The sequence below is a fragment of the Stenotrophomonas sp. CC22-02 genome, from assembly GCF_004365115.1.
Taxonomy (GTDB): Bacteria; Pseudomonadota; Gammaproteobacteria; order Xanthomonadales; family Xanthomonadaceae; genus Stenotrophomonas; species Stenotrophomonas forensis.
In genome coordinates this window covers 3487766-3513369 of the sequence record NZ_SOCO01000001.1, presented here as the reverse complement: position 1 = coordinate 3513369, position 25604 = coordinate 3487766, and the positions used below count along the sequence as shown (strand labels likewise).

19 protein-coding genes are annotated in these 25604 nt (G+C 68.2%); 9 read left to right on the top strand and 10 right to left on the bottom strand.

What is annotated here, in order from left to right; all coding sequences use genetic code 11:
• The first annotated feature begins 8 nt into the window (after positions 1–8).
• On the top strand, positions 9–1163 hold the full coding sequence (locus N440_RS16060; protein ID WP_243831355.1) for a TIGR03364 family FAD-dependent oxidoreductase: 1155 nt from the start codon (positions 9–11) through the stop codon (positions 1161–1163).
• A gap of 39 nt (positions 1164–1202) precedes the next feature.
• Here the strand turns inward: N440_RS16060 and phnF are convergent, their stop codons facing one another.
• Entirely contained in the window at positions 1203–1949 is a 747-nt protein-coding gene (phnF, locus tag N440_RS16055) for a phosphonate metabolism transcriptional regulator PhnF (RefSeq protein WP_008268280.1), read from the bottom strand.
• A gap of 100 nt (positions 1950–2049) precedes the next feature.
• On the opposite strand from phnF, the gene N440_RS16050 reads away from it, so the two are divergent.
• On the top strand, positions 2050–3192 hold the full coding sequence (locus N440_RS16050) for an alpha-D-ribose 1-methylphosphonate 5-triphosphate diphosphatase (protein WP_133935709.1): 1143 nt from the start codon (positions 2050–2052) through the stop codon (positions 3190–3192).
• A 136-nt stretch (positions 3193–3328) separates the two neighbouring features.
• Positions 3329–5941, top strand: coding sequence for a TonB-dependent receptor (locus N440_RS16045; RefSeq protein WP_133935708.1), 2613 nt, complete (start codon positions 3329–3331; stop codon positions 5939–5941).
• An 83-nt stretch (positions 5942–6024) separates the two neighbouring features.
• Here the strand turns inward: N440_RS16045 and N440_RS16040 are convergent, their stop codons facing one another.
• The 3 genes from N440_RS16040 to N440_RS16030 all read right to left on the bottom strand — a co-directional run bounded on the left by N440_RS16040 (position 6025) and on the right by N440_RS16030 (position 8775).
• Positions 6025–6741, bottom strand: a complete 717-nt coding sequence (locus N440_RS16040) for a transporter substrate-binding domain-containing protein (RefSeq protein ID WP_133935707.1) — start codon at positions 6739–6741, stop codon at positions 6025–6027.
• 61 nt (positions 6742–6802) lie between these two features.
• Complete coding sequence (locus N440_RS16035; protein ID WP_133935706.1) at positions 6803–8326, bottom strand: carotenoid oxygenase family protein; 1524 nt, start codon at positions 8324–8326, stop codon at positions 6803–6805.
• 26 nt (positions 8327–8352) lie between these two features.
• Positions 8353–8775, bottom strand: a complete 423-nt coding sequence (locus N440_RS16030) for a DUF2141 domain-containing protein (protein WP_133935705.1) — start codon at positions 8773–8775, stop codon at positions 8353–8355.
• A 161-nt stretch (positions 8776–8936) separates the two neighbouring features.
• Between N440_RS16030 and N440_RS16025 the strand changes: the two genes are divergently transcribed.
• Genes N440_RS16025 through N440_RS16015 form a run of 3 tightly spaced genes read left to right on the top strand, consistent with a single transcriptional unit; the run spans position 8937 to position 11066 of the window.
• Positions 8937–10037 carry a histidine kinase gene (locus tag N440_RS16025; RefSeq protein ID WP_133935704.1) on the top strand — a complete coding sequence of 367 codons (1101 nt, stop codon included), beginning with the start codon at positions 8937–8939 and terminating at the stop codon, positions 10035–10037.
• The gene (locus N440_RS16020) at positions 10034–10672 is read left to right on the top strand and encodes a response regulator transcription factor (RefSeq protein ID WP_133935703.1); all 639 of its coding nucleotides are present in this window, start codon (positions 10034–10036) and stop codon (positions 10670–10672) included. Before N440_RS16025 ends, N440_RS16020 begins: the two co-directional genes overlap by 4 nt.
• Before the next feature lie 22 nt (positions 10673–10694).
• On the top strand, positions 10695–11066 hold the full coding sequence (locus N440_RS16015; RefSeq protein WP_133935702.1) for a VOC family protein: 372 nt from the start codon (positions 10695–10697) through the stop codon (positions 11064–11066).
• A gap of 97 nt (positions 11067–11163) precedes the next feature.
• On the opposite strand, the gene N440_RS16010 is transcribed toward N440_RS16015, so the two are convergent.
• Positions 11164–12003, bottom strand: coding sequence for an arylamine N-acetyltransferase (locus N440_RS16010; RefSeq protein WP_133935701.1), 840 nt, complete (start codon positions 12001–12003; stop codon positions 11164–11166).
• Positions 12004–12206: 203 nt separating this feature from the next.
• Between N440_RS16010 and N440_RS16005 the strand changes: the two genes are divergently transcribed.
• Entirely contained in the window at positions 12207–14774 is a 2568-nt protein-coding gene (locus tag N440_RS16005; protein ID WP_133935700.1) for a methyl-accepting chemotaxis protein, read from the top strand.
• A gap of 77 nt (positions 14775–14851) precedes the next feature.
• Here N440_RS16005 and N440_RS16000 read toward each other — a convergent pair whose 3' ends face one another.
• The 5 genes from N440_RS16000 to N440_RS15980 all read right to left on the bottom strand — a co-directional run bounded on the left by N440_RS16000 (position 14852) and on the right by N440_RS15980 (position 23087).
• Positions 14852–17377, bottom strand: a complete 2526-nt coding sequence (locus N440_RS16000) for a sulfite reductase flavoprotein subunit alpha (protein ID WP_133935699.1) — start codon at positions 17375–17377, stop codon at positions 14852–14854.
• A 583-nt stretch (positions 17378–17960) separates the two neighbouring features.
• Positions 17961–18512, bottom strand: coding sequence for a TlpA disulfide reductase family protein (locus N440_RS15995; protein ID WP_133935698.1), 552 nt, complete (start codon positions 18510–18512; stop codon positions 17961–17963).
• Entirely contained in the window at positions 18509–20893 is a 2385-nt protein-coding gene (locus tag N440_RS15990) for a protein-disulfide reductase DsbD (RefSeq protein ID WP_133935697.1), read from the bottom strand. Before N440_RS15990 ends, N440_RS15995 begins: the two co-directional genes overlap by 4 nt.
• Complete coding sequence (gene cutA, locus N440_RS15985; RefSeq protein ID WP_133935696.1) at positions 20890–21228, bottom strand: divalent-cation tolerance protein CutA; 339 nt, start codon at positions 21226–21228, stop codon at positions 20890–20892. Before cutA ends, N440_RS15990 begins: the two co-directional genes overlap by 4 nt.
• Positions 21229–21296: 68 nt before the next feature.
• Entirely contained in the window at positions 21297–23087 is a 1791-nt protein-coding gene (locus N440_RS15980) for an endonuclease (protein WP_133935695.1), read from the bottom strand.
• A gap of 355 nt (positions 23088–23442) precedes the next feature.
• Between N440_RS15980 and N440_RS15975 the strand changes: the two genes are divergently transcribed.
• On the top strand, positions 23443–23730 hold the full coding sequence (locus tag N440_RS15975) for a co-chaperone GroES (protein WP_006396661.1): 288 nt from the start codon (positions 23443–23445) through the stop codon (positions 23728–23730).
• A gap of 81 nt (positions 23731–23811) precedes the next feature.
• Positions 23812–25461, top strand: a complete 1650-nt coding sequence (gene groL, locus N440_RS15970; RefSeq protein ID WP_006473018.1) for a chaperonin GroEL — start codon at positions 23812–23814, stop codon at positions 25459–25461.
• Positions 25462–25604 lie beyond the last annotated feature (143 nt).

The following is a 25604-nucleotide window of genomic DNA, read 5'->3' as shown; positions in this document are numbered from 1 at the left end:
CATCCCCCATGAAGAACACAACCGCCCTCGTGGTCGGTGCCGGCATCGTCGGCCTGGCCGTGGCCCGCGCACTGGCCGTGCGTGGCTGCAAGGTCACCGTGCTGGAGCGCCATGAACGCGCTGTCGGCGCCTCCATCCGCAACTTCGGCATGGTCTGGCCGATCGGCGTGCCCAATGGACCGCTGTATGAGCGCGCGCTGCGCTCGCGGCAGATCTGGCAGGAACTGATTGACGTCGCCGGCCTCTGGCATGACCCCAGCGGCTCATTGCATGTTGCCCACGCCGACGACGAATGGGCCGTGCTGCAGCAGTACGCGGCCGCCAATGCGCAGGTGCGCCCATGCCGGCTGCTGGACCGGGACGCGGCATTGGCGAAGTCGCCGGCGCTGGTCGCGCGCGAACTGCGTGGCGCGCTGTTCAATGCCGATGAGCTGGTGGTCGATCCGCGCCAGGCGATCCGCGCGTTGCCGGATGTGCTGCGCGAGCGCCATGGCGTGCAGTTCCAGTGGCGTACGCCGGTGACGGCAGTGGAAAGCGGCCGGGTGTGGTCCGGCAGCCGCCTGTTCGAGGCCGACCAGGTGTTCGTCTGCAGCGGCCCGGAGTTCGAACAGCTGTATCCGGAGCTGTATGCCGCCGCGCCGCTGACCCGCTGCAAGCTGCAGATGCTGCGCCTGGCCGCGCAGCCGTCCGGATTCCGCCTGGGGGCCGCCCTGTGTGGCGGCCTGTCGCTGGTGCACTACGCCGGCTTCCGCGAGGCCGCCGATGTCGCCCCGCTGCAGGCGCGCTACCAGGCCGAGCATGCCGACCTGATCGAGCTGGGAATCCACGTGATGGCGGCACAGAACGGCCTCGGTGAAATCACCATCGGTGATTCGCATGCCTATGCGCATACGCATGACCCGTTCGACGAGCACACCATCAACCAGAAGGTGCTCGATTACCTGTCCCGTTTCATGCAGGTAGCGGACGCGCGCATCGCGCAGACCTGGCACGGCATCTATCCCAAGCTGCTGGACGGCAGCAGCGAGTTCGTCGCCGAGCCGACCCCGGGTGTGACCCTCGTCAACGCGATCGGTGGCGGTGGCCTGGGCATGACGCTCAGCTTCGGCCTGGCCGAGGAACTGGTGGACGGTCGCTACACGGCATTGCGCCGCGCGGCATGAAGCCTGCGCGCGGCGGGTGCAACGCCCGCCGCGCTTCTCCTAGAGGTCGCTGCTGACCATCAGCTGCACCCAGTCACCGGCGAAGCTGGTGATGCCGAACTGCACCGGTTGTCCCTGCGGATCGACGTTGAGCGAGTGCACGCACAGTACCGGCCGCCGCGTTGACTGCCCGAGTACGCGCGCGACTTCGGCGTCGGGCAGGCGTGCCATCACCGTGGTGTGCCGGCGCAGGTAGTCGGTGACGCCGAACGCGGCCAGGGTGCGGGTCACCGAGGGCGTGCGTGCGAACACCTCTCCCAGTCCCGGGAATCGGGTGGCGGGAAAATAGGCTTCGCTGTGGTCCACGGTGCGTCCTTCCACCTGGCTGGAGTACACCACCCGATGCACGCGTTCACCTGCAATCAGGCCGAGCGCGCGCGCCACCTGGCGGCTCGGCACCTGCACGCGGGTGTCGAGCAGGGTGTAGTGGCTTTCCACGTTCAGGTCATGCATGGCCCGGCCGAAGCGCGTGCGCCGGCTGATCGGGTAGTGGTACGGATGCTCCTGCACGAAACTGCCGCGACCGGTCTCGGTGCGCACGTAGCCACGCTCTTCCAGCGCCTCGATCGCGCGCCGCACGGTGTGGCGGTTGACCGCGAAGCGCTTGGCCAGCACCTGCGCCGAGGGCAGTGCATCGCCCTCCACCAGCTGGCGTTCGCGGATCTGCCGCAGCAGCGCCTGTTCGATCTGCTGCCACAGTGGCAGCGCCGAATCGCGTGGCGTCAGGGCCGGGTCGGGCATGGTCATCAAACCTCCATCTGCGGCTGCTGGACTAGACAGGTGCACTGCACGTGCAGGCATATCAACGCGCTGCGATTGCAATGGCGTGACACGGGCTACGGAAACCATGGGCGAACACATCCTCGACAACCTGAAACTGGTGCTGGCCGATGAGATCGTGCACGGCCATGTGGTGCTGGACGGGCCACGCATCCACGCGGTGGGGCAGGGGCGCGTGCGGCGGCCGGGCGCCGAGGACTGCGGCGGCGACTGGCTGCTGCCGGGGTTTGTCGAGCTGCATACCGACAATCTGGAGAAGCACCTGGTACCACGCTCAGGCGTGGCGTTCCCCGCGGCCGCGGCCGTGCAGGCGCACGACGCACAACTGCTGGCCGCAGGCATCACCACCGCCTGCGATGCCTTGGCCGTGGGCGACGTGGAAGCCGACAGCGTGCGTGTGCGCAGCCTGCAGGCCGCGCATGCGGCGCTGGCCGAGGCGCGCCGTGGCGGCGGCCTGCGCAGCGACCACTACCTGCACCTGCGTGCCGAGCTGCCGTATCCCGGGTTGCTGCCATTGCTGGAGCCGCTGCTGGACGATCCGGCGGTGCGCCTGCTGTCGCTGACCGACCACACCCCGGGGCAGCGCCAGTTCCGCAACCTGCACCGCTATGCGGCCTATTACGGTCTGCCGGCCGACGCACCGGCCCCCTATCTGGACGACCTGCTGCAGGCACGCCGGGCACAGCAGGCGCGCTATCGCCCCGTACACCTGCAGCAGGTGCTGCAGTGGGTGCGGGAACGGGGCCTGTGCCTGGCCAGCCACGACGATACCGTGCCCGCGGATGTGGACGAGGCCGTGGCCAGTGGTGCGCGCATCTGCGAGTTCCCGACCACGCTCGAGGCGGCCGCGGCGGCGCGTGTGGCCGGCCTGACGATCGTTGCCGGTGCCCCCAACCTGGTGCTGGGTGGCTCGCATTCGGGCAATGTGGCGGCGCTGGAACTGGCCCGTGCCGACTGCCTCGACGTGCTGTCCTCCGACTACGTGCCGGCCAGCCTGCTGCCTGCACTGGGCGTGCTGTGCGCGCAGCTGGGCTGGAGCCTGCCGCGCGCGGTGGGCACGGTCAGCCATGCACCGGCACAGGCGCTGGGCCTGCATGACCGGGGTCGCATCGGCGAAGGCCTGCGCGCCGATCTTGTGCGGGTGCGTGGAACCCTGCCGGACTACGTGGCCGAGGTCTGGGTGGGTGGCCGCCGCCTGCTGGCCCAGTAGCCACCCTTGCGATCACCTAGACAGCTGCCCCGACCTGCCTAGTGGATGCCGCCTGCGCTTCACCGCGCTGATTGAAAGTGGCCGCCATCGCCGCTCCCGCTGGAGCGGTCCACTTTCCCTTGCTGCCGCCTCCGCCATGTCTAACCTGCCTACGCGCCATCCGCTCACCCTGGGCCTGCTCGCCCTGCTGCATGCCCCGCTGGCCGTCCAGGCCGCTTCCCCGGTCGCGACCGATACCGCACCCACTCCCTCTGCCGTCGATCTGGATACCGTCACCGTGGTCGGCAGCATCGTCAGCGGCGAGAAGCAGGCGCTGGATGCCCAGCGCGAAGCCAGCAACCTGATGAACGTGGTCAGCGCCGATGGCATCGGCAAGCTGCCCGACCACAACGCCGCCGAAGCCGTACAGCGGGTACCGGGCGTGTCGATCGAACGCGACCAGGGCGAAGGCCGCTTCGTCGCCGTGCGTGGCCTGCCCGCGCAGTGGAACTCGACCACCCTCAACGGTGACCGGCTGCCGACCGCCGAAGAGGAAACCACCAGCCGCGCCACCGCGTTCGATTTCTTCCCCACCGAGCTGATCGAGCGCATTGAAGTGAGCAAGACGCTGACGCCGGACCGTGAAGGCGACGCCATCGGTGGCCAGGTGAACTTCGTTACCCGCACCGCGCCTGCGCGCCGCACCTTCGCCGCCAGCGTGGCCGGCAACTACAACGACAAGGCCGTCGATACCGGTACCAGCGCCAATGTGCTGTATGGCGACCGCAGCGCCGATGGCCGCTTCGGGTTCCTGATCAACGGCACCTACTGGAAGCGCCCGTGGGCGACCGACAACTTCGAGCCGCGGCGTAGTGCCGATGGCCTTGGCATCTACCGCCTGGAGCTGCGTGACTACACCGGCGAGCGCACCACCCGCGGTGTCAATGGCGGCATGGAATTCCTGCCGGCCGACGGCCACCGGCTGTACGTGCGTGGCCAGTATGGCGAACTGAGCGACGATGAGACCCACTACAAGCACCGCTACCGTTTCGACAAGGATCGCGTCGAGCTGCAGAACATTCACAACGAGCTGATCACCGAGTTCAAGACCTTCGAGTTCGGTGGTCAGCACACCTTCGGCCGCGGCCAGGTGGACTGGAAGCTGGCCAGTGCCGAGAACGACTTCCGCTACGGCTGCATTCCCACCTGTGCCGACAACGCCTACTTCGTGGTCCAGTTCAACCAGGGCAAGGTCGGCTACCAGGGCCTGCAGGATCGCGGTGCAGGGCGCAACTCGTACAACACCGTCGATGGCGGCAACGTCGACGCCGATACCCCGCAGACCCATCTGCCGCCCGGCTTCGCGATGGACCCGCGCAAGATGTCGCTGAGCGCCGTGGAACTGTACCGGGTGGCGGTCAATGAGAAGGACAGGGCCGTCGCGCAACTGGACTTCACCTTCGACGCCAGCGACACGCTGACCTGGAAGACCGGTGCCAAGTACCGTGACAAGCAGCGCCGCGCGCGCTTCTCCGACGAGTTCTATGCCTGGAACACCGCGACCGGCGGCCCGGTGCCGACCCTGGCCGACTTCCCGTTGATGGACCAGCCCGGCCGCAGCGGCTATGACATCGGCAACGGCCGCGACTACGCCCGTGACTTCTCGCAGGTGGTGCCGATGCAGGCCCTGGCCGAGTGGTACCGGCAGAACAAGCAGCATCTGGTGCTGGTGCCGGGCGACTCGGCGCTGGTGGCCAATGGCGCGGCGCTGGGCCGCAACTTCGACGTGGCCGAGAAGCAGTACGCGGCCTATGCAATGGGCACCTGGACGCCGGACGAGCGGTGGGACGTGGTGGGTGGCGTGCGCCTGGAACGCACCGCCACCGACGTTCGTGGGCAGGTGCTGGAGCGCGATGCCGATGGCAGCAGCGCGCTGGTGCCCAACCTGGGGCGCAAGCGCTACACCTCGGTGCTGCCGCAGCTCAACGCGCGCTTCTCTCCGCGCGGTGACCTGAACCTGCGACTGGGCCTGACCCGCAGCTTTGCCCGCCCGAACTTCGGTGACATCAATCCGGGTGGCTCATTCATGGAAGCCGATGGCACCTTCACTTCCGGCAATGCCGATCTTGACCCGACCTATTCGGACAACCTGGACCTGATGGCCGAGTGGTATGCCGGACCGCTGGGCCTGCTGTCCGGCGGCGTGTTCTACAAGAACATCAGCAACCCGGTGTTCCAGAGCAGCAGCACCGGCAATTTCAACGGCAACACCAATGTCACCTTCTACCGGCCCGAGAACGGCGACGACGCCAAACTGTGGGGTGCCGAGTTCGCCTTCGTGCGCCGCTTCGATTTCCTGCCGGGCCTGTGGAGCAATTTCGGCATCAATGCCAACCTGACCCTGATGGATTCGCGCATGCGCATTCCGGGCCGCAGCGGCAACGTGCCGATCACCGGCCAGGCCGACCGCCTGTACAACGTCACCGTGTACTACGACGATGGCGCGTTCGCCGCCCGGCTGGCGACCAACCACAAGGGCGCCTACATCGAATCGCATGGCGACAGCAGCACCACCGATACCTGGTACGGTGCCAACACCTCGGTCGACTTCAGCGCGTCCTACACGCTTGATCGCTGGACCGTGTTCGCTGAGCTGAGCAACCTGACCAACGAACCGCTGAAGTACTACCAGGGCAGCCCGCAGCGGCCGCTGCAGGTGGAGTATTACGGCCGCCGCGCGCAGATCGGCCTGAAGTACCTGTTCCAGTAGGCCGCACGCGCTCTGTAGCGTCGATCCATGCTCGACCAGGCCTCTGTAGAGTCGAGCCATGCTCGACTGCGTGTACGCTGCATTCACCGCACCAGCGTGACCGCCTGCCCGGCCCGGGCGAAGGCTTCGCCCAGCAGCGGGCCTGCCTTGATCGCCTGCACTTCCTCGAACAGTGCCTGCAACGCATCGGCCGGGCGCGAGGCCGGTGCCGCTACCGCCTGCTGGATCGCGGTGAAGCGATCGGCCAGCACGCGGTGGCCGGGATGCAGGTGTGCCCAGGCCACCAGCGGCTGGCGTACACCAGCGGCGGCATCCAGGCGCTGCTGGTCGAACAGGTCAATGGCGGCCGCAGAGGTGTCGGCGCGTTCGATCGAGGCGTGGCGCAGCTCGCGGCTGAGGAACAGGTCGTAGGCCGCACCGCGGCCCACCGCGATGCGCAGGCCATCGTGGTCCAGGTCGGCAACGCGCTGCGCCGGGCTGTCCGCACGCACCAGGTAGGTGCCTTCGATTTCCACGTACGGCGCGCTGAAGGCGATGCGGTCCGCCCGCGCCGGATCGATCGCCAGGAAGGCCAGGTCCCATTCGTCTTCGGTGGCCGCAGCAACCACCGAGGCTGCCGCGTCGTGACAGGTGAAGCGGGCCTGCACCCCCATCCGTTGTGCCAATGCGGTGGCCAGTTCCAGCGAGGGGCCACGCGGCGAACGCGCATCACCCTGTGCCAGCACCGGATTGCCCAGGTTGATCGCCACGCGCAGGAATCCCTGCGGTGCCAGCGCGTTTCGATGGTCTGCCAGGGACATGCCGGGCTCCGCAGCAAGGGGAACCCCAGCATGCCAGCGCCGGTGTCCGTGCGGCGTGCACTCAGCCGCGTGCGGCGAACGTTCCGTGGAAGCCCAGCGGCACCGCGTAGGGCAGCCAGGCCTGTGCGATCGGGCCATCGTCCAGGTGGCGCGCATCGAGTACGGCCAGGCCGCTGCGCTTGTTCGACGGATCGAGCAGCGTGCCGATGAGCCAGCCGTCGTCGGCGTTGCGGCTGCCCGGGCGCGGCACGAATACGTGTTCCTCGGCCATGATGTCCGGCCCGTAGTGCCACAATTGGCGGCGGCCCCGCTCGATGTCGAATGCAGCCACCGCATTGAAGTAGGGCGCGTTGGCTGGACCATCGATGGTGGGTGCGTAAAGCCGTGCGCCGCGGGTGTTGGCCGAGCGTGGATCGAACAGCGGAAACTCCACCGCGCTGATGCCAAGTGGCTCCCAGCGTGCCTGGCCACGGCGCAGGTCCAGGTGCAGCTCGACCAGGCTGGCACCACTATTGGCCGCATGTGCCCCATCGCCGGCCATTGCTTCCTTCATCGGTGAGCGCGCTTCGCTGATGTCGTCGTGGCGCACCGCGCGCAGCACGATGCCGCCATCGCGGGTGAAGGCATCACCGAAGTGGTAGATCGCCGCGAACGGCGCCTCGAACCATTGCGCCTTGTCCGGTGCATCCTTGGCGACGACCGCGATGCGCGCCGCACGCTGCGGTGCGAACTGCATGCGTTCGAAGAAGCTGCCACCGGTGCCGGTGAAGTCGAACGGCATCAGCACGAAAACGAGGTGCTGTTCGGTCATGGCGAAGGCATGCAGGTAGCCGTGCTCCGGCGTTTCAATCACGTTGGCGCTGCGCAGCTGACCGTCCTTGCCGATGTGCCAGACCAGCAGGCCGTGGCCCCCCATCAGGCTGATCGAGCCGAAGTTCCACACGCTGCCATCGCGGTCGGGCAGGGGATGCGCGGAGAACGGCAGTGCGGCCAGGTCCGGGCGCCAGGTGACCGGGCCAAGGGTCTGCAGTGAATCGGGGTCCACCTCGAACGCCGAGCCGGATTCGCAGAGCGCGAACAGGCGGCCGTTGATCATCGTCACCGAGGTGTTGGCGACGTTGGCATCGTCGTTGTTGCGTACCGCCAGTGCACCGGGGACGCTGGTGCCCGCCGCCGGGTACTGGAAGCGGCCGGCCTTCTGCTCACGGCTGAACTTCGGCGTGGCCACCATGCGCCCGTGATGGGTCAGGCTGCCATCGCCGTTGAAGCGCCAGCCATGCACCATGCCGTCGCCGTCGAACCAGTGGTCATAGCGGAAGCCATCGCGCTCGGTCCAGGCCGGGCCATTGCGGTACAGCGTACCGGCCAGCCCGGCCGGCAGCCGGCCCTGCAACTGCACGTTGGCCGGGCCGAGACTTTCACTGCTGACGCTGCGCCAGCCGAGCAGCCACGGGTGCTCCTGCAGGCCCTGCGCGAAGTGCGCAGGGTCGCCGGCGAAGGCGGGTGCGCTGCGCAGGGCGGTGGCGCCAAGCGCCAGGCAGGCACTGCTGCTGAGCAGGGTACGAAGGAAGCGGCGACGGTCCATGATGGCCTCGGGTCTGGATGCAGGAATCAGCGCAGGGTGATGTCGATGGCGGCACCGGCGGCCGGCACGTTGACGCGCGCTTCGTCGAAGGTCGGCTTGCGCATCACTTGCGGGTTGTTGCTGAAGCCGTAGCCTTCCACCGGCATGCCGACCAGGTTGGTGTCGAGCTTGCCGTTGTCGTTCTCGTCGTGGGTGAGCAGCACCGCGTAGCTGCCGGCCGGCACGTTCTTGAATACGAAGTGGGCCCTGTCGCCACTGGGCCTGGCCTGCTGCGCCTGCACGGGCGCAGCCTTGCCGTCCCAGGCGTTGGCGTTGTCGACCAGGGCAACGCGCAGCGTACCGGTCTGCACGCGGACATCGTGTACGGTCACGGCCAGATCGGCGGCGTGGGCGCCGCCGGCCAGGGCAAGGGCGGTCAGGACGGTGCTGAGCAGGGCGGTGCGGATCATGGCAGTGGCTCCGGAAGTGGGCGGTGTGCTGCGGTGTGGGGCCAGTCTGCGCGGAGGCCGGTAGCGGGTTCAGGGCCAGTGGTCATCGATTCGACGTGCCAGAAGTCACTTTCTGCGCCGGACCCATTGCCGACGGCAGGCGCGGCCGTCAGCATCTGGCCATGCCCAGCCTGCTCCGCCACCTGTTGCGTCCGCTCAGCCTTGCCGGTCTGGTGACCGTGCTGGCGGTCGGCCTGTCATTCGCCGTGCAGCGCGGCGAGGCCGGCCCCAGCCTGCTGTTGCTTGCTGGGTTCCTGTTGCTGTTCGTGCTGCACGGCTGGGCGTCGATGCCGTCGCGCGTGCGCGCCGTCGCTGCCGTGCTGCAGGCGCTGCTGGCGGTTGCCCTGGTCGCGTTGCAGCCGCGTACCGGCACCGCTCCCGTGCTGCTGGTGGTGCTGGTCGCACAGCTGGCCGAGCACTGGCCGCCGCGCTTCGTGCTGGGTGTCGCATTGCTGGCCAACCTGGCGATGTATGCGGTGCTGCGCCACAGTGGCTTCAGCCAGCCGTTGCTGGTGGTGCTGCTGTACGGCGGCTTCCAGGCGTTTGCCGCACTGACCGCACACTATGCACGCAGCACGGCCCTGGCCCGCGATGACCTGGCCCGGGTCAATGCGGATCTTCTGGCCACGCGTGCATTGCTGGCCGACAGCGCCCGCGATGCCGAGCGCCTGCGCCTGGCGCGCGAACTGCATGATGTGGCGGGCCACAAGCTCACCGCGATGCGGTTGAACCTGCGCGCACTGGCGGCTGATCCTGCGCTGGCCGGGCGCGACGGCCTGGTGCTGGCCGAGCAGTTGTCGGGCGAACTGCTGGCCGACATCCGCCAGGTGGTGCAGTCGATGCGCGATGATCGCGGCCTCGATCTGGCCACCGCACTGCACGCGCTGGCCGCACCCTTCCCACGGCCGAAGCTGCAGCTGCGGATCGGCGAGGGCGTGCGCGTGACCGATCCGCTGATGGCCGAGACCGTGCTGCGGCTGGTGCAGGAAGCGCTGACCAATGCCGCCCGGCATGGCAACGCAGATACCGTATGGCTGACGATCAACGAAGAGGATTCCCGGTTGCGCATCGATATCCATGATGACGGCCAGCGTGCCGAACGCATCCGCGAAGGCAACGGCATTGCCGGCATGCGTGAGCGCCTGGCCACGGTCCATGGCCGGCTGGAACTCGCGCGCACCGCACAGGGCGGCATGCTGCTGACCGCATGGGTGCCGGCATGAGTGGCGCCGCGATCCGCGTTGCCCTGGCCGACGACCAGGCGCTGGTCCGCGCCGGCCTGCGCGCGCTGCTGCAGGGGCTGGGGGTGGAGGTGGTGCTGGAGGCCGAGGACGGCCAGGCCCTGCTGGACGCGTTGGCCACGCAGCCGGTGGACGTGGTGCTCAGTGACATCCGCATGCCGGGCCTGGATGGGATCGAGGCGCTGCGCCAGCTGCGCGCACGTGGCGATGCCACACCGCTGCTGCTGCTGACCACCTTCGATGAGAGTGACCTGCTGCTGCGTGCCAGTGAGGCAGGTGCACAGGGCTTCCTGCTGAAGGATGCCGCGCCGGCCGACCTTCGTGAGGCAATCGAGCGCGTCGCCGCCGGCGAGACGCTGCTGATGCCGGTCAGCACCGAGCCGGTGCGCGCGCGCTACCGCTTTCACGACGAAGCACCGCCGACTGACACCTTCGGTGAACGCGAAGTGGCGATCCTGCGCTTGCTGGCCGGCGGCTACAGCAACAAGGAGATCGCGCGCAGCCTGTTCCTGGCCGAAGGCACGGTGAAGAACTATGTTTCCGCCATTCTCGACAAGCTTGGCACCCGCGACCGTACCCGTGCGGTACTGAAGGCGATTACCCTGCGCATCATCTGACTGCGCCGCGCGAGGAAAGCCCGTGAACCCGATCCTGCATGTCGAGATCCCCGCCAGTGACCTGGCCCGTGCCATCGCCTTCTATCAGCGATGGCTGCAGGTGGTGGTGGACGAACCGATCCTGCTGCATGACTGCCACATGGCCTACCTGCCATTCTCGGACGACGCGACGGGTGCCAGCATGTCGCTGGTGCAGGGGGCGGACTACCAGCCCTCCGAACAGGGCGCGCGCCTCTATATCGGTGTCGATGATCTTGAGGCCAGCCTCGACCGTGCGCTGCAGGCTGGGGCCGAACTGCGCTTCGGCCCCGCCGACGCCGGCGACTGGCGCGTGGCCGAGATCCGCGACAGCGAAGGCAACCGCATCGCGCTGCAGGCGCGTGCAGTTCTGTAGAGCCGAGCCCACGCTCGGCTGCTTTTGGGGTGCTGGGAACGCGCGAGTCGAGCATGGCTCGACTCTACAAAGGCGCCGGCCGAGCATGGGCTCGGCCCTACAAGATCGTGGCGCGCGAGCGCTGCAGCCAGTCATTGATCGCCGGGTCCAGCCGCGGGTCGTCCGGCAGCTGCACGCCGAAGCGCTGCTGCAGCACCTCGCGCACGTCGCCGACATCGTGCAGCGGGCGTTTGTCCGGCGCTTGCCCCGGGCGGTACTCGGTGTAGTTGCCACTGCCGATGGTGCGGCGCCAGTCCGGCCCGGTCAGCGACGCGCGCAGCTGGCCCGGGAAACTGGAGTCGGGATGGGTGCACACGTACCAGTTGCCCACCACGTTGTCGATCGGCGCAGGCGCCTGCAGGTCGAAGCGGTACATCGCCCGCCAGCCATCGCTGGATTCGGCTGACAGCACGAAATCGCCGTCATCGCCCAGCCGCTGCAGCAGGTAGCGCTCGTGCGGCGTGGCCTGCGGTGCGGTGTCGTGCAGGCGCAGCGGCACGGTCGGGGTCAGGCTGCCGAAGCCGGCATCGACCAGCCAGTCCTCACCCTCTACATGCACGCGCAGCAGCAGATGGGTCCGTGCGGTCAGCTCGCCATCCTGTGCCGCCAGCAGCACGCGTGCGCTCAGCGGCTGGGCATCGAAGCCCAGTGCCTGCAGCAATGCCAGCAGGCCGCCATTGAGTTCGAAGCAGTAACCGCCCCGGCGCTCGTCGAGCAGCTTGCGCTGCACGCTGTCCAGGTCGATCGGTACCGCGTCACGCAGCAGGCAGCTGAGGGTCTCGAACGGCAGCAGCGCGTTGTGGCGTTGCTGCAGCAGGGTCAGGCCGGCCAGGGTCAGCGGGGGTGGTGCATCCAGCTGCAGGCGATGCAGGTAGCGGGGGATATCGAGCGTCGTCATGCGGACACCGGGCAGGGGAGGGACGTCCACTGTGCGCCCCCAACCGGGGTTGAGGTCAAGCGCAGCGCCGGTGTCATGCGCCCGTCGCCTGTGCCCGGTACAAAGGCCGCGTCCGCCGGCGAGCGTCGCTGCGGCACGAAAACAGGCCTAAAGTTGTCGGGAATCCAGCCGATACAGGTGCGTCCTTCCGCCTGGAGTCTGTCATGTCGGCCGTTGTTCCCCATCTCCGGTCCCTGCGCACGCATCTGGCCCGCCTGCGCTCGGCGTCGCCCGGCGTGCTGTCGTCGAGCGTGCTGTCGTCGAACCTGCTGCTGTGGCTGCAGCCGCACCGGCTCAGCGTAGCCAACAAGCTCAAGGCAACCCTCTGGGTCTGTGGCCTGGGCCTGGTGGCAATTGCCGCGGTCTACGCCTGGACCGGCCACGCCAGCGCACAGGCCGCACGCAATCAGGCCAGTTACCAGCGCGGCAGCGACCTGGCCGCCAGCCTGGCCACGCGTGTGGCCGAAGCTCGGCGCCTGCAGACCCAGTATGCGCGCAGTTTCGACGATGCTGACCGCAATCAGTTGCTGGCCACGCAGAAGGCACTGCAGGCCGACCTGCAGGCGCTGCGCGCGATACCGATGGATGCCGGGCGGCGCAAGGCGCTGCAGGTGCTGACCGAAGCCGCGGACGCGTTCTCTCAGGGCGTCGCGGCCCTGTTCGAACGGGTCGACGAGATGGGCCGGGGTGATGCCGGCCTTGCCGCGCAGCTGCAGCAGGCCGCCGACAGCCTGCAGGCGCAGGTCGATGCGCTGCAGCGCCCCTTGCTGGCGCTGTCCCTGCAGAAGATGCGGCGGCAGGAAGCATTGCTGCTGCTCGATGGTGACTCGGCCCATGCCGACCGCGCCAGCGAAGAGAAGCTGCCGTTCGACCTCGCGCTGGCCGGCCTGTCCACCGATGTGCAGGATGCCCTGCGCAGCGGCATGGAGGCTTATCAGGTCGCCTTGCTGGGTTACACCGCCGCCCGCGTCGGCCTGGATGTGGAGGCGCAGTCGCTGCTGGACACCGCCGCCGGCGTGGCGCCGGCGCTGGCCGCCTTCCAGCAGGCCCAGGTGGCGGCGCTGGCCGAGGCACAGGCGCGCCAGCAGGCCGGCACGCGCACCATGAGCGTGCTGTTTGCGCTGACCCTGCTGCTGGTCGCGGGCGTGCTGATCACCAGCCTGGTGCTGGTCCTGCGCGCGGTGCGCCAGCCGATCCAGGACACCCTGCGCTTCGCCAGCGATATCGCCGACGACCGCCTGGACACCACGCTTCGCGTATACAACGCCAATGATGAGATCGGCCAGCTCGCCCAGCGCCTGGTCGACATGCAGCAGCGCCTGCGTGCGCGCATCGAGACCGAGCGTGCGGTGGCGCGCGGCAATACCCGCGTGCGCCAGGCGCTGGACAGCGCACAGACCGGCCTGATGGTGATCGATGCCGAAGGGCTGGTGGCCTACGCCAACCCGGCGCTGCTGCAGCAGCTGGACCTGCAGGTTGACGCGCTCGTGGGCAGCGAAGCGATGCGCCTGCATCCGGCGCTGGCCAGCCTGGCCGGCGTACGCCAGCGCGAAGAACGCGAGATCGGCCACGACGGCGTTCGCTACCAGCTGATCGCCAATCCCATCACCGACGAAGGACAGTTCCTCGGTGTGGCGGTGGAATGGCGCAGCCGCGCACTGGAAACCCTGCTCGAAACCGAAGTGGCCGCACTGGTCGACGCCGCCGCACACGGTGACCTGCACGGTCGCATCGTACTGGACGGCAAGCAGGGCTTCGTGCGCACGCTGTCGACCAGCATCAACCGCCTGCTGGCGACCTTTGAAACCAATCTCGGCGACCTGCAGGCACTGCTGGCCGCGCTGGCACGCGGCGACCTCAGCGTGCGCATGGACGGCGACCTGCAGGGCGTGTTCGCGCGCATGCGCGACGATGCCAACGCCACCGTCGCGCAGCTGGGCCGCATCGTCACCCGCATCCAGCAGGCCACCTCCAGCCTGGATACCGGCGTTGGCGAGATCGTCGCTGGCCACCACGACCTGTCGCAGCGCACCGAACAGCAGGCGGCCAACCTGGAAGAAACCGCGGCGTCGATGCATGAGCTGACCGACACGGTGGGCCGCAATGCCGACGCGGCCGGTCGTGCCGATGCGCTGGTCAAGGGGGCGGCAGCGGTGGCTCAGCGCGGCGGCGACGCCGTGGGCCAGGTGGTGGCGACCATGCACGGCATCAGCGAAGCCTCGCGGCGGATCGGTGACATCACCCAGCTGATCGATGGCATCGCCTTCCAGACCAACATCCTTGCACTGAACGCAGCGGTGGAAGCGGCGCGTGCCGGCGAACAGGGCCGCAGCTTCGCCGTGGTGGCTGCGGAAGTGCGCCTGCTGGCCCAGCGCAGTGCCGAGGCGGCCAAGCAGATCAAGGGATTGATCGAGGATTCGGTAGCGCGTGTCGGGCAGGGCAACCAGCAGGCCGAGCAGGCCGGCACCACGATGGGAGAGATCGTCGGCAGCGTGCAGCAGCTGGCGGACCTGCTGGCCGGCATCCGCAGCGCATCGCAGGACCAGCATGCCGGCATCGCACAGGTGAACCAGACCATCGTGCAGATGGAAGCCAGTACCCAGCGCAATGCCAGCCTGGTGGAAGAGGCCGGTGCTTCGACTGCACAGATGCAGGCGCAGGTGCATGCCCTGGCCGAAGCGGTGGGAGCCTTCCGCCTGCAGCCGGCGCGGCAGGCCCGCGCCGCGGCCTGACCCTGCCCCGGTAGTGCCGGCCGCTGGCCGGCACGTCCATGATCATGCCGGCCAGCGGCCGGCACTCCTCGTGTGACTCAATACACGTCGCGGCGGTAGCGCCCGTTCTCCAGCAGCGTTTCCACCGCGTCATCGCCCAGCGCAGCGCGCAGCACCTGGTCCACGCCTTCGGCCATGCCCTGCAGCGAGCCACAGACGTGGATCACCGCGCCGCGCTGCATCCAGTCGCGCAGCACATCAGAGGCCGCACGCAAGCGATCCTGCACATAGCCACCTTCGCCATCGCGCGAGAACGCCAGGTCCACCCGCGCCAGATGGCCCTGCGCCTGCCAGGCCTCGATCTCTTCGGCAAACAGCAGGTCGTGCGCGCGCTGGCGCTCGCCAAACAGCAGCCAGTGCCCGTGCTCGCCTGCATGCGCGGACTCGCGCAGCAGGCTGCGCAGGCCGGCGATGCCGGTGCCGTTGCCGACCAGAACCATCGGCGCAGCAGGCACCCGATGGAAGCCGGGATTGCGATGCACGCGGGCCACGATGCTGGCGCCGATCGGCGCATGCAGCGACAACCAGCCCGAGCCCAGCCCGGCACGCCCGGCGGTGTCATGCACCAGCCTGACCACCAGCTCCACCTCGCCGTCGTTCGCGGCGGAGGCGATCGAGTACTCGCGGCCGGGCAGCATAGGCAGCCCGGACAGCCACAGGCAGGCATCCTGCACGGGCAACGCGGCATCGGCCTCCGGCAGCTCGCGTTCGCTGGCCAGCGCCAGCAGCGTGCGCGGCGCGCCGTCAACCAGCAGCGGCTGCAGCGGATCCAGTCCATGCGCCTTCAGCACGGCAGCCGCATGCCGCGCGTTGTGGCGGGGCGCGATATGCAGGATGTCACCGGCCTGCCACTGCACATCGGCCGGGGCGGCAAGACGGATACGCCAGATCGCGCCGCCGACGCTGCCCGGGTTGAGGCGGTCACGGCCGAGCAGGCGCCAGTCATGCATCTGCGTCGCCGGCGGCAGCACGCTGTCGTCGGTGGCGATGCCGGTCAGTGCGCCCAGCTGCAACTGCCACTGGCGCAGGGCCGGCACCGAGGCGGCATCGACGTCGATACGCGCGAACAGTGCGCGTGCCCCGTTGCCGGTCAGCCAGCCATCAACCTGGCGCCCGAAGCCGCAGTAGTGCGGATACTGGCGATCCCCCAGCGCGAGCAGGCCGAACTGCAGTCCCGACAGGTCCGGTGCCTGCGCGAGCAGCAGGCGTGCCGCGCGTCGTGCTGCATCCGGCGGTTCACCGTCGCCGAAGGTGCTCAACACGAGCAGCGCCTGCGAGGTGGCCTGCAGCTTCGCGGCATCGATGCGCGACAACGGCAGCACCTGTACCGCGTAACCGGCCGCCTGCAGCTGCGCGGCCGCGCGCCATGCAAGCTGTTCGGCCAGGCCGCTCTGGCTGGCATGCACCACCAGCCACGGTGCGCCATGGCCATCGGTGGCGGCTGGCATCGGCAGCGACTGGCGCAGCCCGCGTGCCGCGCGTTGGCTGCGGCGGCGATCCAGGTACAGCATCCAGCCGGTGATGAAGAACAGGCTCATGCCCAGGCTGCTGAGCATCACCACCACGCGCCCGGGCAGGCCGAAGTAGCTGCCCGAGTGCAGCGCGAACACGCTGGTGGCCAGCTGGCCGCCCGCGCCCTGCCGATCGTAGGGGCGGGAATCGAGCACCGCACCACTGGCCGGGTCCAGCTGCAGCAGATCGTGGGCGCGATCGTGGTGCCCTCCGCGTTGTGACGGATCACCGGCCATCACCCGCACGTTCAGCGCCTGGCCCGGCTTTTCCGGCAAGCGCAGGTCGATGAAGCCGGTGCGCACGCCGGGCAAGGCATACAGGGTGGCTTCGACACGTTGCAGGTCCAGCGGCGCATCGATGGCCACCGTGTGCTTGGCCGCCGGCGCGACGCCCAACACGTTGTTGGCGGCGCTGCGGTACCAGTCGAACGACCACCACAGGCCGGTCAATGCGCTCATCAGGTAGATCAACAGCACCCAGGTGCCGACCACCGAATGCAGGCTCCACAGGAAACCGCGGCCGCTGCGTTTCCACTCCACCGCCAGCCAGCTGCGCCAGTGCCACCAGCGCCGTGGCCAGCGCAGGTAGAGCCCGGACAGGGTGAAGAACAGCAGGGCGATCGCACAGCTGCCGGTGATCCACTTGCCGCGTTCGCCGGCCGCGAGATGGCGATGCAGGTCTTCCACGAAATCGAAGAACGCCTGTCCGCGCAGGGCACTGAAGCGCTCGCCGCTGTACGGGTCGAAATACACCCAGTGCTGCTTGCCGCCGGCAAAGCGCGCGACCGACGGTCGTTGCCCGGTGGCGTCGACGCGCAGGCGTTGCAGCGGGCGTTCACTGCCGGCCTGCAGCCGCGGCACCAGCTCGCTGAGCGCGAGCGGAAGCTGGCTGTCGGCGTGGTGTTCGGCGATGGCCGCAAAACCGGGGTTGGCCGCACGCAGCAGTTCGTCCTCGAAGGACAGCACGGCACCACTGAGGCCCATCACGGCCAGGATGGCACCGGCGGTGATGCCCAGCAGCCAGTGCACTTGGAACAGGATGTTCTTGAACATCGAAGGAGGAGGGCCCGGAAGGCTGCCGCCCGCATCCTGCGCAACAGCAAATGAGAATTAGTCGCGGAATTTTCCGTGGCCCCCTGGCTGCGGTCAAGCGGGGGGTATCGGCCGGGCTGCGCCCGGCACCCGCCGAGGCGACGTCAACGTCAACGTCAACGTCAAAAGCGGGCTATCCGTGGGATGGCGGGGTGGGTGCGGTTGAGGGGGGCGCTGCAAGTACGTCCATGTACGCTCGGTCGCCGCATCCATGCGGCTCACGCCCCCTCAACCGGACCCACCCCGCCTTCGACAGATTCTCGCGACCTGCCGTAGATCCACGCCATGCGTGGATGCTTTTCGTTCAATTGTCGAAATATTCGATTTCGATGGAGATTCATCTCCAACGCAGCGGGAATCTGTCAGAGGTGGGGCGGTGTCGGAGTGCGGGGTGTCCGCGGCATGGATGCCGCGGCCAAGCCCCCAGGGATGGGTTCACGGCGTCCCCGCACTCCGACACCGCCCCGCCATCCCACGGAAAGCCGCTTCGGCTCTGGCCGTTGCGGTGGCCTCTGCAGGTGCAGGGTGCAACCCTGCCGAACCCTTACTTCACCCAGCCGTCGATCTCGCCGCGGGCGAACGGCCCCAGCTTCGCCTTGACCATCCGCCCCTGCGCATCGAACAGCACGCTGTAGGGCAGCAGGCCCTGCGCATTGCCCAGCTGTACGCTGGCATCGCGCGGGCCCGGGGTCTCGATCACGATCGGGTAGTCCACCGGAACCCGCTGCAGGAAACCACGCACGTCCTCCGGGGTATCCAGCGCCAGGCCCAGCACCTGCACGCCGTCGCTGGCCTGGAGGCGGGCGAAACGGGCCAGTTCGGGCATTTCTTCCACGCACGGCGCGCACCAGCTGGCCCATACGTTGATCAGCAACGGGCGGTCGGCGAAGTGCTGGCGCAGATCCAGCGCGCGCCCTTCAAGGTCGGGCAGCGACAGCGCGGGCATCGGATCGCCCGCCCGCAGGGACGGCTTCGCGGCAGCCGCCGGTGGCGCGATCGATGCAGCGGGCCCTGGTGCCAGTCGATGCCCGGCCCACAGGCCCAGGCCGGCGGCCAGCACCGCTGTCCACAGCAGCGCTGGCCGTTGCCACTTCATCGTGCGGTGCGCAGCAGCGCTTCCTCGACCACCGCCTGGGTGAGCAGGGTCGGCAGCACGGTCGGTGGTGCGCCGGGGCCGTACACCACGTACAGCGGCACGCCCACCGCCTTGTGCTCTTCCAGGAACGAGGTGATCTGCGGGTCCACGTTGGTGTAGTCGCCGCGCATGTACACCGCGTTGGTGCGCTTGAGCAGGTCCTTGAACTCCGGTCGCGACAGCACCGCGCGCTCATTGGCCTTGCAGCTCACGCACCAGTCGGCGGTCATGTTGACGAACACCACGCGGTTGTCGGCGCGCAGGCGGTCCAGCAGCTGCGGCGAATACTCGACCACGTTCTCGCTGGCCGCCTGTGCGGCACGCGTCGGCGCTGCCAGCTGGGTTACGCCCCAGGCAGGCACCAGTGCGCCGATGGCCAGCAGCACGCCCAGCAGGGTCACCGCGCGCGAGCCGGTCCAGCGGTTGCGCTCGAACAGCCACAGGCCGAAGGCGAGCAGCAGCAGGCCGCCCAGCACCAGCGCCATGCCATCCACGCCGCGCTGCTTGCCCAGCACCCACAGCAGCCACAGCGCGGTGGCATACATCGGGAAGGCCAGCACGTGCTTGAGCGTTTCCATCCACGGGCCCGGCTTGGGCAGGCGGCGCGCCAGTGCCGGCACGAAGCCGATCAGCAGGAACGGCAGGGCCAGGCCCAGGCCGAGGAACAGGAACACGGTCATCGCCTTCAACGGCGGGGCAATGAAGGCGTAGGCAATGGCACCGCCCATGAACGGGCCGACACAGGCACTGCCGACCACGCAGGCCAGCGCACCGGTGAAGAAATCACCGGCCGGGCCGCTGCGGCTGGCCAGCGACTGGCCGAGGTTGCCGATGCCGCCGCCCAGGGTGAACACGCCGGACAGGCTCAGGCCCACCGCGAACATGATGTAGGCCAGCGCCGCCACCACGCCCGGATGCTGCAGCTGGAAGCCGATGCCGACCGCGTTGCCGATCGCGCGCAGGCCCACCATCAGCGCGCCGATCACCGCGAACGCGACCAGCACGCCGAGCGTGTACCAGAGCGCATGGCTGCGCGCACGCTGCGGGCTTTCGCCACTCTGCGCCAGGCTCAGCACCTTCAGCGACAGGATCGGCAGCACGCACGGCATCAGGTTCAGCACCAGGCCGCCGGCCAGCGCCAGCAACAGTACCCAGACGAATGAACGGTCCGGGTTCGGGGTGGTCGCCGGCGGGCGCGTGCGCAGCGCGTTGTCACCCTGCGCATCGGTGGCAAATTCATTGCCTGCGCCCTCAGCGCCTGCGGCGGCCGGGCGGGCAGCTCCGTCGTTGGGCACGGTCGGCAGCAGGCGCAGCGGAGCGCCGTTGGCCGCTTCGCGCGGTGCGCCACTGCCAGCAGCCAGCGGGCTGATCACCTCGTTGCGCGGCGGTGCCTGGTCGGCGCTGGCGTTGGCCTTGCCGGCCGGAATCGACAGCTTCACCCGGCGCGTCATCGGCGGGTAGCAGATGCCATCGGTCTGGCAGCCCTGGAAGGTCACCACCAGGGTGCTGTCGACCGCCTCGCTGACGGTGCGGCGCAGCGGCAGCGGCACTTCCACCTGGTTGAAGTACACCGAGACATCACCGAAATGTTCATCGCGATGCGACTGCGCGGCCGGCCAACGCGGCTTGTCGGCCAGCACGCCGGCGCTGCCTTCCAGCTTCAGCGAGGTGCGGTCGCGATACAGGTAGTAGCCCGGCGCCGGGCTGAAGCGCAGCAGCAGGGTATTGCCATCGCTGGCGATGGCATCGAAGCCGAAGGCCTGTTCCGACGGCAGCGGCAGCGCCTGGCTGTTGCTGGCCGCACCCGGCAGGCGCAGGCCGCCCGTGCTGCCGGCACCGGCCAGCGGATTGTTGAACGGGTTGCCGGCGCTGGTACGCGCCGCAGGGGCTGCAGCCTGCGCACCGCCGCCCGGCAGGGTGACCTGCACCACGCGCTTCTGCGGCGGGTAGCAGACGCCGGCATCGGCGCAACCCTGGTAACGCACTTCCACGCTGATGGTGCCGGCCGCATCGGTGGGTGTGCCGGGCAGGGTGGCCTGCAGGCGCTCGCGATAGGTTTCAACCTCGCCGAAGAAATCGTCGTGGTGCCTGTCGCCCTTGGGCATCTGCAGCGTGCCGGCGTTGAACGCGGGGTCCGCCTTGACACTGGTGCGGTGGCGATACAGGTAATAGCCCGGTGCGATCTTGAACTGCAGCTGCACCTGGCCACGTTCGGGGGCGGTGGCGGTCAGCGCGAACGCCTGGTCCACCGGCAGCAGGTCCTTCTCATCCAGCGCGAAGGCCGGCAACGAGAGCCACAACAGGGCGCACAAGGCGGCGCCACGCGCAAACAGAGTCTTCAATCAGTGTCCTCCCGGGTCTGTGCCCGGATCCAGTCCAGATACGCCGGCAGGCCGGCCCGGGTTTCGACCGCGATGCACTCCGGGAGTTCATACGGATGCAGTTCGACGATCCGGGCAATCGCGTCATCGACGCGGCTCGCGGTGGTTTTCACCAGCAGCTGCAGCTCGCTGTCGGTGGTCACCTCGCCCTGCCAGCGGTAGGTCGACTGCGCACCCTCGAGTCGGGTCACGCACGCGGCCAGGCGCTCGCCGACCAGCGCGTGCGCGATGCGCTCGGCACTGGCCCGGTCCGGGCAGGTGGTCAACAGCAGCAGGACGGGATCGACGGTCGACATGGCCGTCGAGTATAGGGCCGCCGCCGGGCCAGGGCCCGGCGGCGGCAGTGGACCGCTGCGTTGCGCGGTCAGTTGGCCAGCTGGCAGGTGGCCGGCTTGGCCGAGGTGAACAGGGCCGGGGTGGCCCACTCGGGGTGGTCGATGAACGGGTTGCGGTTGCCCTGGAACGAGTAGATCACGTCATTGCGCGAGCGCTCGGCATCATCCGGCGGGTCGGACAGGTGCCAATCGATCAGCGTCGACAGCAGGCCCATGTAGGCCGGCGAGCTGCTGGTCTTGACGATCTTGCTGCGGTCGTCTGTCAGCTCCAGGTCCGGCTCGGACTGGCCGGTGGCCGCATCCTTGCCGCCCTCGTAGCGGATCGCCATGTACATCACCGCACGCGCCATGTCGCCCTTGCGCTTGCCCCACACTTCGAAGGTGCCGGCGTTGCCGTCCGGCGTGCGAACCCAGTTGGAATTGCCCGGATAGCCGCCGCTGCCACCGCCCTGGCCGTTGTTGGCTTCGGTGGCGCGCTCGCCGCAGTTGGCGTCGCACTTGGCGAACGGCTTGTTGCCACGGTCGGCGTTCCACTGTGCGTCGGTCAGGTACAGCATGTGGGTGTCGGTGTAGGGCGCATACGGCAGGCCCTTGTCACCGGTGGTGCTGGCAAAGCCCAGCGAGTTCGGCCAGGTGTGCTCGCGGTTGTACTTCAGGCCACTGCCGCTGCCGGCGCGATCGGTCACCTTGGCGTAGCTGCGGTTGCGGTACGCGTCCAGGATCCTGCCGCTGTTGTTCGGATCCTCGTCGGCGATCTCCAGGATGGTCCAGGTGCTGGTGCCCGAGCCGCTGTACGGGTATGCGGTATGGCCCTTGATGGTGGCATGCAGCGAGCAGCGCAGCTGGCTGGGGCTGGAGGTGTTCACCTTCGCGTAGTAGCCGGCCGGCACGCCCGGGTTGCCCGGGTCGGGATTGCCGCCGGTGCTGGCCACGGTGAAGGCGATGCGGCTGTCGGCGGCCGGGTGCGCGCCCTGCAGGTCGGTGATGCGCGCGGCGCGAATGTCGAAGCGGCAGGCCTCGCCGGCCACCAGCGCGGTGTTGGTGGACAGCTTCACGCTGCGGCCACTGGCCGGGAAGGTCAGCGGAACACTGCCGGAGCTGCCGCAGCTCAGCGCGAAGGCGCCGCTGGCCAGGTTCACCGTCTCGCTGAACACCACTTCCAGATCGGCGGCGGCCGGGAAGGTGGTGCTGCCCTGCGCCGGGGTGGTGGTGGACACCGACGGCGGCGTGTTCGGGCCCGGCGTGCCACCGCCGCTGAAGGTCTGGCCGTTGTTGCAGCTGCCGAACGTCTGCTTGGCCGACTCGGCCCAGGTGAAGTGCGCATACTGGCTGCCACTGCCGGTCAGCTGCAGCGAGGTGCCCGGCGCCGTGCTGTTGGTCTCGGCCACCGGGATGTTCTGGCTGGTCATCCCGGCAGCGGGGCCACCGGAAGCGGTGATGGCGCCCTCGTAGCTGAGGAACTGGACCACCTTGCCGCTGGCATCGACCAGGGCGATGCCGTCGTTCGGGCCGTTCTGGAGGCCGTTGGTCGGGTAGTTGACCACCGCGATGGTGGCGCTGCCGCAGCCGGCGGCGGTGCCGGCCGGCACCGGGTTGTTGGCGTAGACCACCGCGGCCGAGGCGTTGGCGCCGTTGTACAGGTACAGGCGGTAGCCGGACAGGTCCTCGCCGGCGGTGGCCACGACCTCGATCGCTTCGCCGACGTCACCGGCCGGGGTGCTGTCGTCGTAGTGCAGTTCGTTGATGAAGACCTCGGCCTGGGCCGGCGCGGCGGCCAGCGCCAGCAGGCAGGCGGCGGCAAGCGGGGACAGCAATCGCATCGACTACTCCTTGTGATTGGGAATGCGCGGCCGAGCCTAAGGCCGATCCAGTGACACTTTGTCGTAAATGAACGTCAGATATCTGACAGTGCGACGCGGATCACCAAATGTCGAGGATTCCCCTGTGGGGATGCGGCACCGCACGCGATGCGGGGTCTTCACGCGGACGTGGATGTCCGGCTGCGGCGCGGTGAAATTTTTTCCGGCGGCGGCCTTGAAAGGCCCTGGGGCAGCTCCATCTCTGTCCTGCTCCCGATTCGTCGGGCTTTTTCGCGAGCAATGCTGGCAGTCACCTGGGGTGAGTGCTAACATCGCCAGACTTTTTCAGACCAATCAATAACTTAAGAGGTCTCTCATGAGCATCAAGCCGCTGCACGACCGCGTTGTGGTCAAGCCGATCGAAGCCGACGAAATCTCCGCCGGTGGCATCGTCATTCCGGATTCGGCCAAGGAAAAGTCCACCAAGGGTGAAGTCGTGGCCGTCGGCCCGGGCAAGCCGCTGGACAACGGCAGCGTGCGCGCGCCGTCGCTGAAGGTTGGCGACAAGGTCATCTACGGCCAGTACGCCGGCAGCTCGTACAAGAGCGAAGGCGTCGAGTACAAGGTCCTGCGCGAAGACGACGTGCTCGCCGTCATCGGCTGAGCCTCGGCGCGACCTGCTTTCCTGTAAGACATCCCCTTTCGTCGCCGGGCCCGGCCCGGCGCAAACATCGAGGTAATCGCAATGGCTGCCAAGGATATTCGTTTCGGTGAAGACGCCCGTTCGCGCATGGTGCGCGGCGTCAACGTTCTCGCCAATGCCGTCAAGGCCACCCTGGGCCCGAAGGGCCGCAACGTCGTGCTGGAAAAGAGCTTCGGCGCTCCGACCATCACCAAGGACGGCGTCTCCGTCGCCAAGGAAATCGAACTGGCTGACAAGTTCGAGAACATGGGCGCGCAGATGGTGAAGGAAGTTGCTTCGCGCACCAACGACGACGCCGGCGACGGCACCACCACCGCCACCGTGCTGGCCCAGGCCCTGATCCGCGAAGGTGCCAAGGCTGTTGCCGCCGGCATGAACCCGATGGACCTCAAGCGCGGTATCGACAAGGCCGTCGTGGCCGCCGTTGCCGAGCTGAAGAACATCTCCAAGCCGACCGCCGACGACAAGGCGATTGCCCAGGTCGGTACCATCTCGGCCAACTCGGACGAGTCGATCGGCCAGATCATCGCCGACGCGATGAAGGAAGTCGGTAAGGAAGGCGTGATCACCGTTGAAGAAGGCTCGGGCCTGGACAACGAGCTGGACGTGGTCAAGGGCATGCAGTTCGACCGCGGCTACCTGTCCCCGTACTTCATCAACAACCAGCAGTCGCAGACCGCTGACCTGGATGACCCGTTCATCCTGCTGCACGACAAGAAGATCTCCAACGTCCGTGACCTGCTGCCGGTGCTGGAAGGCGTCGCCAAGGCCGGCAAGCCGCTGCTGATCGTTGCCGAAGAAGTCGAAGGCGAAGCGCTGGCGACCCTGGTGGTCAACACCATCCGTGGCATCGTCAAGGTCGTGGCCGTCAAGGCACCGGGCTTCGGCGACCGCCGCAAGGCGATGCTGGAAGACATGGCCGTGCTGACCGGCGGCACCGTGATCTCCGAAGAAGTGGGCCTGTCGCTGGAAAAGGCCACCATCAAGGACCTCGGCCGCGCCAAGAAGGTGCAGGTTTCCAAGGAAAACACCACCATCATCGATGGCGTGGGTGACAAGGCTGCCGTCGACGCACGCGTCGGCCAGATCAAGACCCAGATCCAGGACACCTCCTCGGATTACGACCGCGAGAAGCTGCAGGAACGCGTGGCCAAGCTGGCCGGCGGCGTTGCCGTGATCAAGGTCGGTGCCTCGACCGAAATCGAAATGAAGGAAAAGAAGGATCGCGTCGACGACGCCCTGCACGCCACCCGTGCAGCCGTTGAAGAAGGCGTGGTCCCGGGCGGCGGCGTTGCCCTGGTCCGTGCGGTCACCTCGCTGGCTGGCCTGAAGGGCGCCAACGAAGACCAGAACCACGGCATCCAGATCGCCCTGCGTGCGATGGAAGCCCCGCTGCGCGAAATCGTCGCCAACGCCGGTGAAGAACCGTCGGTCATCATCAACAAGGTCAAGGAAGGCACCGGCAGCTTCGGCTACAACGCCGCCACCGGCGAGTTCGGCGACATGCTGCAGTTCGGCATCCTGGACCCGACCAAGGTGACCCGTTCGGCGCTGCAGAACGCTGCCTCGATCGCGGGCCTGATGATCACCACCGAAGCCATGGTTGCCGAAGCTCCGAAGAAGGACGAGCCGGCCATGGGTGGCGCCGGTGGCATGGGCGGCATGGGTGGCATGGGCGGCATGGACTTCTAAGTCCACGCATTCCCGAAGCAATGAAGAACCCCGCCGCAAGGCGGGGTTTTTTTTGCCGGTGGATCCACGCCACGCGTGGATGAACCCGAGGCATCATCAATAGCGCAACGTATCCCGCAGTAGATCCACGCCATGCGTGGATG